The 16348-nt window shown below is 67.9% G+C and carries 15 protein-coding genes and 1 tRNA gene; 7 read left to right on the forward strand and 9 right to left on the reverse strand.

Annotated elements, in window-relative coordinates; genetic code table 11:
* Positions 1-112: 112 nt before the first annotated feature.
* A tRNA-Arg gene (locus REH65_RS14745) sits at positions 113-185 on the forward strand.
* Positions 186-256: 71 nt separating this feature from the next.
* Here REH65_RS14745 and REH65_RS14750 read toward each other — a convergent pair.
* On the reverse strand, positions 257-658 hold the full coding sequence (locus REH65_RS14750; RefSeq protein ID WP_406692843.1) for a tyrosine-type recombinase/integrase: 402 nt from the start codon (positions 656-658) through the stop codon (positions 257-259).
* 131 nt (positions 659-789) lie between these two features.
* Here REH65_RS14750 and REH65_RS14755 point away from each other — a divergent pair, with 131 nt between their 5' ends.
* On the forward strand, positions 790-1353 hold the full coding sequence (locus tag REH65_RS14755; RefSeq protein ID WP_406692844.1) for a TIGR03086 family metal-binding protein: 564 nt from the start codon (positions 790-792) through the stop codon (positions 1351-1353).
* Between the two features lie 393 nt (positions 1354-1746).
* Here REH65_RS14755 and REH65_RS14760 read toward each other — a convergent pair whose 3' ends face one another.
* The 3 genes from REH65_RS14760 to REH65_RS14770 all read right to left on the reverse strand — a co-directional run bounded on the left by REH65_RS14760 (position 1747) and on the right by REH65_RS14770 (position 4704).
* The gene (locus REH65_RS14760; protein WP_406692845.1) at positions 1747-2511 is read right to left on the reverse strand and encodes a thermonuclease family protein; all 765 of its coding nucleotides are present in this window, start codon (positions 2509-2511) and stop codon (positions 1747-1749) included.
* Between the two features lie 1118 nt (positions 2512-3629).
* Positions 3630-4028, reverse strand: coding sequence for a hypothetical protein (locus REH65_RS14765; protein WP_406692846.1), 399 nt, complete (start codon positions 4026-4028; stop codon positions 3630-3632).
* 190 nt (positions 4029-4218) lie between these two features.
* The gene (locus REH65_RS14770; protein ID WP_406692847.1) at positions 4219-4704 is read right to left on the reverse strand and encodes a polyketide cyclase; all 486 of its coding nucleotides are present in this window, start codon (positions 4702-4704) and stop codon (positions 4219-4221) included.
* 236 nt (positions 4705-4940) lie between these two features.
* Here REH65_RS14770 and REH65_RS14775 point away from each other — a divergent pair, with 236 nt between their 5' ends.
* The gene (locus REH65_RS14775; protein ID WP_406692849.1) at positions 4941-5435 is read left to right on the forward strand and encodes a hypothetical protein; all 495 of its coding nucleotides are present in this window, start codon (positions 4941-4943) and stop codon (positions 5433-5435) included.
* A gap of 4 nt (positions 5436-5439) precedes the next feature.
* Here REH65_RS14775 and REH65_RS14780 read toward each other — a convergent pair whose 3' ends face one another.
* Entirely contained in the window at positions 5440-6069 is a 630-nt protein-coding gene (locus tag REH65_RS14780; protein WP_406692850.1) for a TetR/AcrR family transcriptional regulator, read from the reverse strand.
* A 97-nt stretch (positions 6070-6166) separates the two neighbouring features.
* On the opposite strand from REH65_RS14780, the gene REH65_RS14785 reads away from it, so the two are divergent.
* The gene (locus REH65_RS14785; protein WP_406692851.1) at positions 6167-7372 is read left to right on the forward strand and encodes a cytochrome P450; all 1206 of its coding nucleotides are present in this window, start codon (positions 6167-6169) and stop codon (positions 7370-7372) included.
* Positions 7373-7612: 240 nt separating this feature from the next.
* Here the strand turns inward: REH65_RS14785 and REH65_RS14790 are convergent, their stop codons facing one another.
* The 4 genes from REH65_RS14790 to REH65_RS14805 all read right to left on the reverse strand — a co-directional run bounded on the left by REH65_RS14790 (position 7613) and on the right by REH65_RS14805 (position 12535).
* Entirely contained in the window at positions 7613-8350 is a 738-nt protein-coding gene (locus REH65_RS14790) for a lysophospholipid acyltransferase family protein (RefSeq protein WP_406692852.1), read from the reverse strand.
* 102 nt (positions 8351-8452) lie between these two features.
* Complete coding sequence (locus tag REH65_RS14795) at positions 8453-8959, reverse strand: hypothetical protein (RefSeq protein ID WP_406692853.1); 507 nt, start codon at positions 8957-8959, stop codon at positions 8453-8455.
* An 877-nt stretch (positions 8960-9836) separates the two neighbouring features.
* Positions 9837-11867, reverse strand: a complete 2031-nt coding sequence (locus REH65_RS14800; RefSeq protein WP_406692854.1) for a putative bifunctional diguanylate cyclase/phosphodiesterase — start codon at positions 11865-11867, stop codon at positions 9837-9839.
* A 59-nt stretch (positions 11868-11926) separates the two neighbouring features.
* The gene (locus REH65_RS14805) at positions 11927-12535 is read right to left on the reverse strand and encodes a TetR/AcrR family transcriptional regulator (protein WP_406692855.1); all 609 of its coding nucleotides are present in this window, start codon (positions 12533-12535) and stop codon (positions 11927-11929) included.
* A gap of 134 nt (positions 12536-12669) precedes the next feature.
* Between REH65_RS14805 and REH65_RS14810 the strand changes: the two genes are divergently transcribed.
* The 3 genes from REH65_RS14810 to REH65_RS14820 all read left to right on the forward strand — a co-directional run bounded on the left by REH65_RS14810 (position 12670) and on the right by REH65_RS14820 (position 16214).
* Positions 12670-13896 carry a cytochrome P450 gene (locus REH65_RS14810; RefSeq protein WP_406692856.1) on the forward strand — a complete coding sequence of 409 codons (1227 nt, stop codon included), beginning with the start codon at positions 12670-12672 and terminating at the stop codon, positions 13894-13896.
* 9 nt (positions 13897-13905) lie between these two features.
* Complete coding sequence (locus REH65_RS14815) at positions 13906-15441, forward strand: aldehyde dehydrogenase family protein (protein WP_406692857.1); 1536 nt, start codon at positions 13906-13908, stop codon at positions 15439-15441.
* Between the two features lie 200 nt (positions 15442-15641).
* Entirely contained in the window at positions 15642-16214 is a 573-nt protein-coding gene (locus REH65_RS14820; protein WP_406692858.1) for a TIGR03086 family metal-binding protein, read from the forward strand.
* The last annotated feature ends 134 nt before the right edge of the window (positions 16215-16348 follow it).

The following is a 16348-nucleotide window of genomic DNA, read 5'->3' on the forward strand; positions in this document are numbered from 1 at the left end:
CGCGAACAGTAACGATCACCTGACCATACGCGTCCGAAGCAACCAGCGGTCCCGCCTCACAGGCACCACCAGGTGCCAAGCCCCCACCCCCACCCAGGTACCCTCCGACCAGGCCCCCGTAGCTCAGGGGATAGAGCACGGCTCTCCTAAAGCCGGTGTCGCAGGTTCGAATCCTGCCGGGGGCGCCTGACCAGGGGAAACAAAGCGGGGGTCGATCTCATTCAAGATCAATCCCCACTTTTCCCTCACAATTGCTTCAGCCGCTGAGCTGCATGTTTGCCAGCGCTGCCGCAGCCGAGCTACCCCGCGATTTGCGCGTCATGTACACGTCCTGGGTCATGCTGACCCGCTCGTGACCGAGGTAGTCCGCGATCTCCCGAGCACTCAGCCCGGCCGTGTCGAGCATGGTCGCGACCAGGTGCCGGAAGGCGTGCGGGTGCAAGCCCTCCCACTGAGTCTCTTTGACCGCCTCCCGAAGGTCGGCCCGCGCGTTGTCCGGGTCTCGGAGCGTGCCGGTAGTCGTCGGGAACACCCACTCCGATTCGGCTTCAGCGTGACGGTCCTTGAGCATGGCCATCAGCCAGGACGGAGGCTCGATGGTTCGCATAACCGCGTCGGACTTGGTGTGTCCCTGCACGAAAAGCCCCGTCCCGGTCACTCGAATCACGGTGCCCTCGGTGAACCTCGCGTTGTTCCAGCGCCGCACAGGCCTTTCACGCCGCGTTCGCGCCCTGAGCGCTTGTGCTTCGGTCGCCAACACCGCTTTGGACCGCGCTAGCGTTGGCGACCATGGATCTTGAAACACAACGGAAGGACTACTTCCGCGCGCTGGAGTGGGTTGGCTCGCTGATGAGCACAACAGCCCAGAACCAGTTGGACCTGCCCACCCCATGCGCGGACTACTCCGTACGCGACCTCATCGGGCATCTCGTAGGAACTGCCCACCGCAGCACCGGGACGGCTCAACACCTTTCCACCCGGCACATTCCGCACGTGGTGACCGACGTAGCTGACGAGGAACTCGCGGCCACATTCATCTCGATCACCCACGACATTCAGAAACTATGGCGCCCGTTCACCAGCGATGAGCGGGTCACCGCGCCCTGGGGCCCGTGCACCGCGCTGGAAGCTTTGCGCGGATTCACAGTCGAAACGATCACGCACGGATGGGATCTGGCAGTGGCCACCGGCCAGCCTCACGAAGCGCCGAACCAAATAGCAGACCACTGCCTTCTCTTCGCGTCCGCGGTAATCCCTGACCGGCTGCGCGGTGTCATGTACGGCAAACCAGTGACGGACGGGAATGGAGACTCTCCAACGACTCGACTTGCTCATCTCCTCGGCCACCGCTAACGCCTTCAGGCGCCACGACCAGCTCGCCGACCTGCGGGGCTGGTCCACGTGTTTAAACCTTCTCTACTTCATCAAAGGCGGCCCCGCAGGAGCACGTCCAAAGCAGCTCAGCTCAACCGCGGGTTCCCTCACCGCAGGCCATAGCCCACCTGGGCACTCTCAGGGAACAATGCTGGGCGTGCTGCTGAGCTGGTCGCCTTACCACTCAATCTGCGTGCCTTCAGGAACCTTCCCGGCCTGGTTGCCCGATCGTGGTCGTTCGTTCTCTCCGCTCTCGCTTCACATACCGCCAAGGACCGCGAGCAGGAACGAAAATCAGTTCCATCCGAGATCAACTCGATGCGAGGATGCGGCCTGAACGATTGCCCAGGACAGAGGAGATCATGGCCGCAGTCAGCAGTACCAGTGCCGGCGGCAGAACCGGCTCTCACCGTCGTCACCGTCGGGAACCGGGTCCGGGTAGTCGTAGTTCGGGTAGTCGTAATCCGGTGCAGGTTCGTAAGTCGATGTCGGTGTCGGGTCGGGACACGGGCCGCTGTAGCGGCTGGACGACGCGTTGAGCTCGATCTGTCGCTCGTAGGCGGCATTGGCCTGGCCACCGACGTAAGGCTCGGCGAGACCGGCAATGGCGAGCGCGCGGCCAAGATCCTCAAAATGGCCGTACCCCACGTCAAGGTAGGCCAGCTCCCGGCCGGAGGGGTCCTTCGCGACACCGGGCTCGCGGTAGAGCAATACCTGGTGCGCGACGCCGACAGACTTCGAGGCGGTGAACTGGGTGGCTTCCTCGTAGCCGCACTCACCGCGCTCCGGTGCGTCCACACCGAGCAGCCGGACCCGTCGACCGTCGCTGAGATCCACGGTGTCACCATCGACCGCGTTCGTCACAGTGACGCCTTCTCCACCCGGCGGGCAGGTGAAGCCGTCGTAGACCCAGTTCTCCGGGGTGTAGCACGAGTAGGACCGCTCCGCGCTGCCCGGCTTTGGCCGAGCCCCCGGTGCCTGCCCAGGAAACGGCGCCTCGGGAGAACCGGGAACCGGCGGCTCGTTCACCGCGGACGTGATGAGCGCTGCGGTGCAGGTCGTGAACAACAAGCCGACCACAACGAGAGAGGCGATGAGGCAGCCAAGCTGAGCGCCCTTGACCTCCTTCTCCCGCATTGCCGGGAGTGGGTCGCCAGGGCGGGGCTGCGGGTAGTAGCGAATGCGCACCGGGTGGCTCCGGTATCCGGTTGTGACGACTCCTGGTAATCACCAGGGTGAGGCCCGGAAACCTGTAGGGACAGGGGCCTTGTCCCCTGCACCCACCGTCGGGCTACTGCCGCATCGGCGTCCGGCCGCGGAACATGCGCATACGAAGGGCGAGGGCCTCAGTCGCGCATCGACCACATCACCACTCGCGCACGCACAGCCGCGATGGAATACCGGCGCAAACCCTGACGTCGTTGAAGCAACCTTCCGCGCCATGATCAGCGCCTTCGTCCGACGCCGAACTCACCATCCACGCCAGTCACGACAGCGACGAGAAGTAGCTCGGTCGAGAGCAAGCCCAAAACTGGCGAGCATTCGCACGCGAGTTCTAGTCTCGGGATGCTGGGCTGGAGGATGGGGAAGATCCAGAAGGCTCGGCACGGGTCGGTCGCTGCACCTCTCTGGCCGACCCGACCAACTTCACGTCGGAGCGGGCACCAGGTGGCGAACGAGGGTGGCGATGGCTGGCAGGGAACACGGCGACGGCCGGACACCCCGCAACCCATCTGGGTCCACCCTGGCGCAGGCCCTACCGCCTCAATGCGGTTTCCGCTATGGAAACACCCCGCTCCGCGTACGAGCGGGTGGCATCGACATCTCAGCCACCGTCCCCGGCATCTTGCTAGCTTGGCACCAGACGTGCGTCGGGGACTGGTGGGCACTTGCCACGTTTGACGAACCGCTCAAGCAAGCCCGGCCTGGTGGTCACGCAACTTCTCCCCGCGAGGGCCGTGAAGCCCCGGTAGCGCCCCCACCACAAATCAACCAGAAACGTCCGGAGGCGACCGGCGGCGATCGGCGTTTGCAACTGGGATTTCCGCTTGTGGAGGCGTGTTTCAGGAAGAGTCCGGAAAGAACAGGGAGCATCGTCTCCTAAGCCGGTGTCGCAGGTTCGAATGCTGCCGGGGGCGCTTCGTGGTGGTTGTTGTCGTTCGGTATCTGTGCTTGCTGGGTTTGCGCGTGGGCGTGGTCTTGCGGTGGTCCGGGCTGATGACGCCGCAAGACCACGTCTCGCGATTCAGCCCAGGTCAGATCGAGTAGTCCACGTTCGCCATGTGGGCGTTGCCGCTGCGGACCCGGACCTCGACCTTGGACGCGTTGTTCTTGGGCCACCGGATCTCTCCCTGGCCGCGAGTTCCGCAGCCGAGCGACTGCCACTTCTCCGGGTTCGCCGCGTTGCCGTGCCGTGCTTCGACGCACGCGTACTGGTTCGTGTCCGCCTGAACGTTCCAGGTGATGTTCAGCTTGCCGTCCCAACCGCTCGCCGGGCTGGTGTACTCGCACTCATTGGAAACCGGCCCCCACTTCCCGGGGAAGCCGCTCGTCCGGCTCTTGCACGACGCCGCCGAGGCCGGCGCCGCGAAGAAGCTCGCCGACAACACCGACAGCAGACCCGCCATCAGCAGAGCAGAAATCGTCTTCTTCATCCCACACTCCCTCTTCCTGATGCTTCCCGGATTCGATCGGCGGATCATTGGAAAATCGATTTCCGCCGACATCAGCAACACTGGACCGCCAACAAAAGTGCCGCAACGAAAACGAATGTTTACGGCCAATCACCTTTGTCCAACACCGGCCACAATGTCCGTCACCGCTGGTCACAGCATCAATCCGTGATCAATACCCCTGAACCAGGGCGGCGAGGTGGTTCAGGGAGTTGGGGAGGTGGATTTTGGGGAAGGGTGGAAATTCGAGGTGGTCGCGGATGGTGTTCGGGACTGCCGACCAGTCGTAGGTGAGGATGATTCGGGTGGTGTTCGGGGATTCCGGTTCCAGGTCGTAGCGCCAGAACCAGCCTCCGAATTCGAGGTTTCCGTCGCCTTCGGGGTCGTACCCGGTTCGCCAGCCGATGGCGCGCGGGGCGTCGAGGACGTGGACCTGGTTGACGACCTGGTAGTCGCCGTCGCGGGCGTCCGGGTGGTACATGTCCGTCCGGAAGAGCTGGCCGACCTCGGTCAGCGGGGCCCGGTCAACCGGTTCCTGGACCCATCCGGTGCCGTCGATCGCGGCGTGCGTCGTCGGATCCGCCAGGACCGCGAACAACTCCTCGGCGGGGACGTCGATGGTCAGCGCGGCGCTCACGCAGTCGGCCACCTCCACCACCTCCTTCTCCTGTGCGGACTCCCCGGCGGCGCGGAACTCATCGGTCGAGCCAAACCTCGTTCCCCAGCTGCCTCAGGAGCTGCCGCTCGTGCTGAGCGCGGAAAGCCCCGGGACGTCTCGGGAGCGGTCGGGGTTGCCCGTCGTCGGGGATGTCACTTTCGTTGGGGCGGAGGCATCCTCGGTCGGTGGTTCGCGTCTTGGTGGGTGAGGACGTCACACCGACCTGGAGGTACCGCATGGGGATCACGTCGAAGTTCCGCCGCGTCACCACCGCCGTCGCGCTCAGCACCCTGATCGGCGCGAGCGCCCTGGTCAGCGCGGGTGCGGCGGCGGCAGCCGAGTACCCGCACTGCGTTCCGGGTGACCTGAACACCTCGGTCGCCGAGATCCCGTCGCCGAATGGCGGCCGACTGTTCCAGATCGAGTTCGAGGCCAAGCCCGGCGTGTCCTGCCAGGTCGAGGGCGCGCCGTCGGGGCTGACCTTCTTCAACGGCAATTCCGTCGTGGACGTGCCGGTCGTCGTGCCGGAACCGAGCACGGCGGAGCCCTACACGATCGACGAGAAGCACCCCGGCGTCGCCTACGTCGCGACGCCCGCGGAATCGCCGAACCCGATCCCGGCCTCCTCGATCACCTTCGACCTGCCCACCGGCGGCGGGATCAGCGCGGCCTGGCCGGGCCCGATCGAGGGTCCCGTGCGCGTCGGCAACATCGGCCCGCAGGTGAGCTGACCTCCTACAGCGCCGGTGGGTGGGTGAGGCGGCGGAGCGCGTCGGCGACGTGCTCCCGGTGTTCCTGCAGGACCTCCGGGGGGACGCCGTCAGCGGTGGCCGTGGCGACGAGGTGGTCGGTGGATTCGCGCAGGGCCGCGCTCGTCGCCGCGGCCTGCATGCGGACCTCCAGCGAGCCCGCCGGGAGGCCTATGCGGTCGGCGAGGACTTCGGCGAAGGCGGGCTCGGCGCGTTCGCGCAGCACCAGGTAGACGGCGCGCAGGGCGGGTTCGTCGTGGGTCATGCGGATGACGGCGAGGACCGCCTCGATGTCGTCGCCGGAGTCCAGCACCGGCGTGTAGGACTCCCGCAGGTGCTCGGCGAGCTCGATCTCGGGCGGCCACGTGCGCAGCACGGCCTGGAAGGCGTCGATGGACTTCGCCAGCAGCGGTTCGACGCAGCTCTCCTTGGTGCGGAAGCAGCGCCACAGCGTGCGCTCGGAGATGCCGGCGGCGCGGGCGATCTGCTCGCCTGAGGTCGCGGCCACACCGTGCTGCCGGAACAGCGCCACGGCGTGGCGGGAGATGTCGAGCCGCTGCTGCTGTCTTTGCCGGTCACTGGCCGGCGGACGGCCTCGGCGGGGGCGTTCGACCACTGGCCCTCCCTCGGACGAACCGGACTCGTGTTGACACACCCTAATCGGCACAACATTATTGGCAGTGACTGCCAATTAAAATGCACCGAGGAGTGCCATGAGTTCTGTCGCCGAGCGCCCGCAGCTGCCCTTCGCCAGGCCGAACGTGCTCGATCTCGCTCCGCTCTACGAGGTGCTGCGCCGCGAGGCACCGGTCGCGCCGGTGACCACCCCGGCCGGCGACCCCGCGTGGCTCGTCACCCGCTACGACGAGGTCCGAGAACTGCTGAGCGACAAGCGGTTCGGCCGCTCCCACCCCGAGCCGGAGAAGGCGTCGCGGGTGTCGACCGCCGCGGTGCAGGACGGCCCGACCGGCAACTACGAGACCGAGGAGGCCGACCACGCGCGCATGCGGCGGCTGCTGACCCCGGCTTTCTCGGCCAAGCGGATGCGGATGCTCACCGATCACGTGCAGCAGCTGGTCGACGGCTACATCGACCAGCTCATCGCCGAGCACGAGGGCGGCAACGTCGTCGACCTGCACGAAGGGCTCGCGTTCCCGCTGCCGGTCGCGGTCATCTGCCGGCTGCTCGGCGTCCCGGAGAGCGACCGGGAGCTGTTCCACTCGCTGTCGAGCCGGATGGCAACGCTGGCCGACGACGACGATCCGCACAAGGCCCGGGCGGAGTTCAACGCCTACATGACCGGCCTGGCCGAGGGGAAGCGCAGCGACCTGGGCGAAGACGTCATCTCCGACCTGGTGCGCGCCCAGGACGACGATGACGATTACGACTACGAGGAGATGATCCGGCTCTGCGTCGGGCTGCTCTTCGCGGGTCACGAGACCACGGTCAACCGGATCGGTCTCGGCACGCTGTTCCTGCTCACCCAGCCCGAGCACTGGAAGTCGCTGGCCGACGACCCGGCAGGCCGGGTCAACCGCACGGTCGAGGAGATCATGCGGCTGGGCGCCCCGGGCGATCTCGGGCTGCTCCGCTACGCCCACACCGACGTCGACATCGCCGACGTGACGATCCGGCGCGGCGAGGCCGTGATCCTGTCAGTCAACTCGGCCAACCGCGACGCGTCCGCCTACGCCGACGCGGAGACGTTCGACCCGGACCGCGAGGAGCGCACCCACCTGGGATTCGGCCACGGCGCGCACTTCTGCATCGGCGCGAGCCTGGCCCGCACCGAGCTGCGGATCGTCTTCGAGACCCTCGCCCGCCGCCTGCCCGGCCTCCGCCTGGCCAAGAGCATGGACGAGCTGGAGGTCCGCCCCACCATCACCGGCGGGGTCACGTCCCTACCCGTGACCTGGTGACGACCACGACCCCATGACGTCGTGGGGGACGACAGTTTTCATGAAAACCGTCATCCCCCAGAGTCGGGACAGTTTTCATGAAAACTGCACCACCCCTGAGGGGATCGGCAGTGTGAGGACGTTCTGTCCCGTCGGGGTGGGGGGAAGTTTTCATGAAAACTTCGTGGGGTTCGGGACGGGACAGTTTTCATGAAAACTGTCCCCACCCCCACCCCCACCCCCACCCCCCGTCGACGGGCCTTAGTCGCGCTTGCGCGCGTCCAGCTCCGCCGCTTCTTCCGGTGTCGGGGCGGTGCCGCCGAGGTGGGCGGGCAGCCACCAGCGCTCGTCCTCGGTGGCGGGCTGCTCGGGGTAGTCGGCCTGCAGGTCGTCGAGGATCTTCGACATGCGGCCGCGGAGGTCCTCGGTGAGCACGTCGGGGTCGTCCTGCGGTGTCGGCCAGAACGGTTCGCCCGCGTGGATGTGGATCGGCACGTGGCGCTTGGTGAGGGTGCGCGGCCTGCCCTTGGTCCACAGCCGGTGCGTGCCCCACAGCGACATCGGCACGACGGGGACGCTGGCTTCGGCGGCCATCCGGACCGCGCCGGACTTGATGGGCTTGACGGTGAACGAGCGGCTGATCGTCGCCTCCGGGAACACGCCGACGACCTCGCCCGCGCGCAGTCGGCGCACGGCCTCGTCGTAGGACTCGCGGCCCGCGGCCCGGTCGACGGGGATGTGGTGCATGCCCCGCATGAGCGGCCCGGCGATCTTGTTGTCGAAGACCTCCTTCTTGGCCATGAAGCGCACCAACCGCTTGGCGGGCTGCGCGCCCAGTCCGCAGAAGATGAAGTCCAGGTAGCTGACGTGGTTGCAGGCGATCACCGCGCCACCGGTGCGCGGGATGTGCTCGGTGCCCGTCACACGCAGCCGGTTGTCCAGCACGCGGAACATGGCCTTCGCCGCCAGGACGACGGGCGGATAGACGATTTCAGCCATTTGAGCAGGTTACGCACCCGTAGGTTCGCGCGGTGCACCCCTGCGTCCACGGTCACATTTCCCGAGGCCGGACGGGCCACGGGGCCGAGGTGTTCGAGGTGATCAGCGTTCGCCGTAGACGGTCTCGCAGGGGATGCCGTCGGCGTCGTCGTCCATGTCCGTCGGGGAGCCGAGCGAGTTCCAGTAGGCGGTGACCTCGGTGAAGGTCATGCCCTGGGCCTGCAGGGTCGCGCAGTCGTGGGTGGTCGCGCTGGGCGTCGTGGCGGGGGCGTTCTTCTCGCCGTAGACGGTCTCGCAGGGGATGCCGTCGCTGTCGTCGTCCATGTCCGTCGGCGAGCCCAGTCCGTACCAGTACTGCACGACCTGGGTGAAGCTCATCCCCGCGTTCTGGAGCTGCCGACAGTCGTGGGTGTTCTGGACTGGTTCCCGCGGCTGGATCACCACGGGCGGCACTTCGGGCGCCGGAGGAGAGGGGGCCGTCGTGGCGGGCGGCGGTGCGGGCGGGGTTCCCGGCGGCACGATGTTGATCGTGCACGCGCTCATCGCCGCGAGGACGAAGATCTCGCAGCAGACGAGGTGAATCCGCCGGAGCCGCACGGGATTCAGCATGCGCGGGGGTTTCGTGAACCCGCAACGGGAATGAGCGCTGTTGTGACGGGAGTTCTCAGTGTTTCTCACACAGAACTATCTTGCGCGCGAGAGGTAGCGTTGCTAGCTTCTAGTTAGAAAGATTTCATTCTGAACCCGGGAGGTGTCGATCGGTCCGGCTCGCGCAGAGGCGCTGGAAGCCAGGACCGAGCCGTGCGGATTGGAAGCGTCGGCGGCGGCCCGAGGAGCCGCCGACTCCCCAGGCGAGCGGGCGTCCCGCGACGCGCGACGGGATGAACCCACCCGCGCACCGAGCCTGGTGACGCGCCAGTTCCCCCCTCCTGGCGCCGGAGTCGTGCGCGGCTTCGCCAGCACCCCAGCCGGTGCCGATCGCACCAATCCGCACGGTTGCCCTCCCCCTGCGTTTTCGCAGCTCATCGCCGCTTCCCAAGGGCTCCGCGCCCTTCACTAAGAGTGATCTATGTCACAAATCACTGTTCAGTTCTTGTGACGATTCTTCCCGGGAGATATCTTTCTGAGAAGAAAACGACAGAGAAGAAAGCCTCTGGTGAGACACTTCCGAGTGAGGGTGTTTCGCGGAGAAGCGCTCCGAGGGCGCTGCCTCTGGGGGAAGGAAGACCACTGTGAGGGGGAAAGGCGGGCGCCGGTGCCGGCTTGGGGATGCCCGGCACCGGCGCACCGCCGAAGAGACCACTGCGAGGGGGAAAGGGGCCCGCGCTGGCGCCGGATCGGGGATGCCCGGCGCCGGCGCGTGCCCACTCGAAAGGCCACTCTGAGGGGGGGTGGACGCGACGCCGGTGTCGACATGGGGATGTCCGACACCGGCGTCGTGTTGTGCGCCAGCGGTTTTGGGGTCGATCGCCACCGAGCCCGGGGATCAGCCGGCCAGGTAGCGGCGGAACTCCTCGGCCGGGATGGGGCGGGAGAAGTAGTAGCCCTGGTAGGCGTCGACCGACACCGCGCGCAGCAGCTGGTGCTGCGTGGAGGTCTCGACGCCCTCCGCGATGCACATCCGGCCGAGCGTGCGGGCGAGTTCGGTCATGGCGCGGGCGATCCCCAGGTCGTCGGGGTCCGTCCCGACACCGGAGACGAACATCCGGTCCAGCTTGATGATCTGCGTCGGCAGCTCCTTGAGCACCGCCAGCGACGAGTAGCCGGTGCCGAAGTCGTCGACCGCGAACTGGACGCCGTCGGCGACCAGGTCGTTCATCTCCTGCCGCTGCTCCGGTTCGAGCTGCGCGAACACCGTCTCGACCATCTCCAGCACCAGGTCCTCCGGCGCCGCACCGGTCTCGGCGAGCACCGAGCGCACGACGTCGGCGAAGCCCTGCTGCTCGGGCCGCAGTCCGGAGAGGTTCACCGCGACCTTCACCGCTCCCCCGTCGCGACGCCGCCAGGTCACCGCCTCGCGCAAGGCGGTGCGCAGCACGCACGTGTCGAGCTCGGCGAGCATCCCGCCGCGCGAAGCGATCGCGAGCACCACGTCCGGCGTGAGCGGCCCGAGCTCGGGGTGGGTCCAGCGCAGCAGGGCCTCGGCGATGACGACGGTGCCGTCGTTGTCGACCACCGGCTGGTAGTGCAGGTCGATCTCCTCACCCGCGATGGCCTCCCGCAGCTCCTCCTCCAGGGCGAGCTGGTCGTGGTCGGTGCCGCAGCGGGTCTGGCCGCGGACCCGGGCGTCGAGCATCGCCGACTCGGCCGAGCGCAGCAGGCTCACCACGTCCGCGCTGCGGTCCTCGACGGCCTTGACGCCGATCGACGCGGTGACCTGGACGTGCCTGCGGCGCAGCGGAACGGTCATCCGGAACAGCTCGGCGACGCTCTCGGTGACCGCCTCCAGATCGGCGTCGCCGTCGAGGTCCCGGCACAGGATGACGAACTCGTCGCCGTAGAAGCGGGCCACCTCGCAGCGCGGCGGGAGACCTTCCAGCAGGCGTTCGGCGACGGCCGAGAGCAGTTCGTCGCCGGCCTCGTGGCCGAGGGCGTCGTTGATCCGCTTGAAGTTGTGCAGGTCGCAGAACAGCACCGCGACGCTGCCGGGCTTGTCCGGTGGCAGCAGGTCGGCGAGCCGCTCCTGGAAGCCGCGGCGGTTGAGCAGTCCGGTGAGCTCGTCGTGCGTGGCCTGGTGGCGCAAGGTCATGGCGCGGGCGAGTTGTTCGGTGATGTCGTGGAAGGTGATCAGCCAGCTGCGGCTGCCGTCGTCGCGGACCGACGCGGCGGCCCGCACCTGGCAGGGCACGGGTGTGCCGTCGGAACGGGCCAGCACCCGGTGCGGGACGAGCAGGTCGCCGGTCGATCGGGTGTCGCCGTCGACGAGCCCACCACCGGTGTCGGAGGGGTCGAGCAGATCCAGGTCGCGGCAGCCGACGAGATCGTCGAGGCGGTAGCCGAGCAGGTCGCAGAACGCGCCGTTGGCGTCGAGGAACCACCCGTCGCCGTCGAGCAGCGCGATCCCGGAGGGCGCGAGCTCGAACAGGTCGGCCAGCCGACGGCGGGTGCGCTCGACGCGGGCGGCGGCCTCGCTCTCGTTGCGCACGACCTTGATGAACCCGTCGAGCTCGCCGTCCGGGGTTCGCTGCGCGGCGATGACGACGTGCGCCCAGTACCGACTGCCGTCCTTGCGGACGCGCCAGCCCCGGTCTATGAAGAAGCCGTCCTCGCTCGCCTGCTGCAGCTCCCAGTCCGGGTAGCCCGCGGCGATCTGCTCCGGCGGGTAGAACCGCGAGAAGTGGCTGCCTATGACCTCGTCGGAGGTGTAGCCCTTGAGGCGTTCGGCACCGTCGTTCCAGCTGGCTACGTGCCCTGCGGCGTCGAGCGCGAAGATCGCGTAGTCCCGCATGTCCTCGGCGGCGAGTATCTTCTCCGCACCGACCTGCACCGCCCAGGGCTCACGCTTGTCGTGGTCCATACCTGGTCCCGTTCCCTCGGCGTGCCCGCAACGTACGGTCCCGAGACCAGTCCCTGCAACTAGGGAGCAGGTGTCGGGGCGTGCAACGCGGGGGTTACCCAGCGGTGCAGGAACGCACGCAGATCGGGGCCGTCGCGTCCCGGGAGCGGGTCGTTGGCGAACGACAAGAGCAAGCGCAGCAGGAATTCCAGGAGTTCGGTCAGCTCGTCGCCGGAGAAGCCGAGCGCGTCCCAGTCCACGTCGGTGCGGGCGAACGCGAGGCGGCAGGCGTCGAAGGCGCGGACCGAAGTCGCGCCGCGCGAGAAGGCATCCGGACGGCCCAGGTCCAGAAACAGCCCCAGATAAGGGTCTTTCGGCACTTGCTCGATGGCATAGGCCATCGCCTCGACGACGACGTCGGCGGGATCGCGGCGTCCGGCGAGGTGGCCGACGAGCCGTTCGAGGAAGCTGTTGAGGGCGGCGAAGCCGACCGCGATGAACAGCTCCTCGGTGCTCGGGAAGTAGCGGTAGACGGTCTGCCGGATGACGCCGAGCTCGGAGGCGACGTCGGACAGGCTCGTCTTGCCGGGCCCGTGCCGGTCGATGCACCGCATCGCCGCATCGATGATGCGGGCCTTGGCCTCCTCGCCGTCACGCGGCGGAGCACCGTTCCACGCCGGTCGTTTCATGACTCGAGTATGGCCGAGCGGACCTGCGACGCTGCCCATTGCCTCTGGACAATCATACATCTACGGTATGTCTGTATGACGCGCTTCGGCAAGCCGGAGCGCGATCAACCCCCGCGATCCGCGAGGAGGCAACGGTGCCTGACCCGACGATCCCGGCTGGACTCGACTTCTCCGACCCCGAGCTGTGGGCGCGGCGAACGCCCGTCGAGGAGTTCACCTCGCTGCGCGCCACCGCACCGGTCTGGTGGAACGCGCAGACCGACGGCATGGACGCGCCCTACGACGACGGCGGCTTCTGGGTGATCAGCAAGCACGCCGACATCCGGGCGATCTCCCGCGACCCGAAGCTGTACTCCTCGGCGGCCAACAACGCGATCATCCGCTTCCCCGGTTACACCACGCCGGAGGCGTTCGAGGCGATCCGCACGATGCTGATCAACATGGATCCGCCGAAGCACACCAAGATCCGCGGCATCATCAACAAGGGGTTCACCCCGCGCGCGGTGGAGAACCTGCGGGCGGCGCTGACCGAGCGCGCCCAGGACATCGTGCGCAACGCCGCAGAGCAGGGCGGCGGCGACTTCGTCGAGCAGGTCGCCTGCGAGCTGCCGCTGCAGGCCATCGCCGAGCTGCTGGGCGTGCCGCAGGAGGACCGCAAGAACCTCTTCGACTGGTCCAACCAGATGCTCAACTTCGACGACCCCGAGTTCGGCGACCCGGTCGCGGCCTCGGCCGAAGTGCTCGGCTACGCGATGACGATGGCCGAGACCAAGCGCGCGTGCCCGATGGACGACATCGTCTCCAAGCTGGTCGCCGCCGACGTCGACGGGCAGTCGCTGACCTCCGACGAGTTCGGGTTCTTCGTGATCCTGCTGTCGGTCGCGGGCAACGAGACCACCCGCAACGCCACCACGCACGGCATGAAGGCGTTCGTCGACCACCCCGAGCAGTGGGAGATCTACCGGGAGCACCGCCCGGCCACGGCGCCCGACGAGATCGTCCGCTGGGCCACGCCGGTCACCTCGTTCCAGCGCACCGCCACCGCCGACGTCGAGATCGGCGGGCAGCTCATCCGCGAGGGCGAGCGGGTCGCGCTGTTCTACAGCTCGGCGAACTTCGACGAGGACGTCTTCGACGACCCGTTCCGCTTCGACGTGCTGCGAGACCCCAACCCGCACTTGGGTTTCGGCGGCACCGGCGCGCACTACTGCGTGGGCGCGAACCTGGCGCGGCTGCAGCTGGACCTGATCTTCAACGCGATCGCCGACGTGCTGCCGAACCTGCGGCAGGTCTCCGAACCCGAGCGGCTGCGATCCAGCTTCATCAACGGCATCAAGCACTGGCAAGTCAGCTACGAGTGAGGAATCCGCATGGCAATCGTGCAGCCGCAACCGACCGCTGAGGACGGACGGCGCCGGATCCGCCTGGACAGCCCGGTGGACCGCCACCACGTCGGCGACCTGGAGATCAGCACCAAGGCCGAGGTCGACGCGGCGATCGAACGCGCCCGCGCCGCCCAGGCCGAGTGGGCCGCGCGCCCGGTCGCCGAACGCGCCCGCGTCCTGCGCAACGTCGTCGACGTGCTCGTGCGGCGGCGCGAGGAGATCGTCGAGCAGGTGCGGGCCGAGACCGGCAAACCGCGGGCCGAGGCGCTGACCATCGAGGTCGTGCCCGCCTGCGACTTCGTCAACTTCTGGTGCAAGCGCGCGCCGAAGGACCTGCGCGACGAGAAGCGCCGGCTGCACGGCTACCTGCTGCCGATGAAGAAGCTGCGCATCAAGTACCAGCCGCTGGGCGTGGTCGGCGTGATCACGCCGTGGAACGCGCCGTTCGTGCTGTCGCTGAACCCCGTGGTGCAGGCGCTGCTGGCGGGGAACTCGGTGGTGCTCAAGCCCTCCGAGGTCACGCCCCGCTCCGGCGAGCTGGCCGTGCAGGTGCTGCACGAGGCCGGCGTTCCGGCCGACGTCGTGCAGTGCGTGCACGGCGACGGCGAGACCGGTGCGGCGCTGGTGGAGGGCGACGTCGACAAGATCTCGTTCACCGGCAGCGTCGGCACCGGCCGCAAGATCGCCTCGTCCTGCGCGTCCTCGCTCAAGCCCTGCACGCTGGAGCTCGGCGGCAAGGACGCGATGATCGTCTGCGCCGACGCCGACCTGGAGCGCGCCGCGTCCGGCGCGGCGTACCTGTCGATGTTCAACTCCGGGCAGGTGTGCCTGAGCGTCGAACGGATCTACGTGGTGGAGCCGGTCGCCGACGAGTTCATCCGGCTGCTCAAGGAGAAGGTCTCCGCGCTGCGCTACGGCTCCGAGGACGGCGACGTCGGTCCGCTGTTCTTCGACAAGCAGATGGACGTGGTCAGCGGGCACCTCAAGGACGCCACCAACAAGGGCGCCGAGGTGCTGGTCGGCGGCTCCCGGGTGTCCGGCGACGGCCTGTTCTTCCAGCCCACGGTGGTCGTGAACGCCACCCACGACATGGAGCTGATGACCGAGGAGACCTTCGGCCCGATCGCGACCGTGATGCGGGTGCGCGACGAGGACGAGGCGATCCGGATGGCCAACGACTGCCAGTACGGGCTCGGCGGCAGCGTGTTCACCCGCGACGCCGCCAAGGCCGAGCGCATCGGCGGGCAGCTGACCACGGGTTCGGTCGTGCACAACGACGCCGCGGTCATCTACGGCGTCCCCGAGGCTCCCTTCGGCGGGCGGAAGAACAGCGGGGTCGGGCAGGTCAACGGCCTGGACTCGCTGCGCGGCTTCACCCACGCCCAGCCGATCCTGCTCACGCGCGGCTCCCCGAAGGGCGAGAGCGTCTGGTACCCCTACACCGACAAGACCATCCGCAACCTCGACGGCCTCATCCGCTACGGCTTCGGCAACAAGTTCCTCCGCAAACTCCTGTCCTGAGCGCGTCTTTCCGAACGGATTACGGCCGTATTCGGAGTCCGGATTACCGCCGTGTTCCGGGTGCGCACACGGATTGCGGCCGTAATCGAGGACAGGATTACGGCCGTGTTCGGAGTCCTGATTACCGCCGCATTCCGGGTCACCGGGGGTGGCCGGCGTTCGATCGGGCGCACACGGCTGGGTGATGGTTGGGTGTCGGCATGTCCGGAGCTCAGCACCTGGTTCAGGCCGTGGCAACGCTCAAGCAGGTCGTCGCCGGGATCTCGCCGTCGCAGCTGTCGGCGCCGACGCCGTGCGCGGAGTTCGACGTGCGCGGGTTGATCAACCACCTGCTGCGCTGGGGCCCGTCGTTCGAGGCCGCCGCGCGGGGCGAGCTGGTCCCGGCGGCGGCCGAGGTCGTCGACCGGACCTCCGGTGACTGGCCGAAAGCGCTGCTGTCGCAGCTGACCCGCATCGCCCACGCCTGGAGCGCCCCGGACGCCTGGACCGGCGAGACGCACATGGGCGGTCCCTCGCGGTACCCGTCGGACCTGGTGGGCGGGCTGATCACGGTCGAGCACACGGTCCACGCCTGGGACCTCACCCGCGCATCGGATACCGAGGCCACCTGGAGCACCGACACCCTCACCCACGTGCTCGCGGTGGTCACCCGCACCGCGCCCCGGGGCCGCGAGATGGGCGCCTACGCCCCCGAGGTCCCGGTCCCGGAGGACTCCCCCGTCCTCGACAAGATCGTCGCCAAGACCGGCCGAAACCCCCATTGGCACCCTTGATGCCGCTCACCGGCAACGGTTCCTCCGCTGCGGGCCGCGGCGGGGCACCCGTGGACAGTTTTAGCCATAATCACCCATGATCAATGTCCTTTATGTCCGGTCAATTATGGCTAAAACTGTCCACGGGTGACGAA

Origin of the sequence: Saccharopolyspora sp. ID03-671 (assembly GCF_045278815.1) — a bacterium.
Classification (GTDB): domain Bacteria; phylum Actinomycetota; class Actinomycetes; order Mycobacteriales; family Pseudonocardiaceae; genus Saccharopolyspora; species Saccharopolyspora ipomoeae.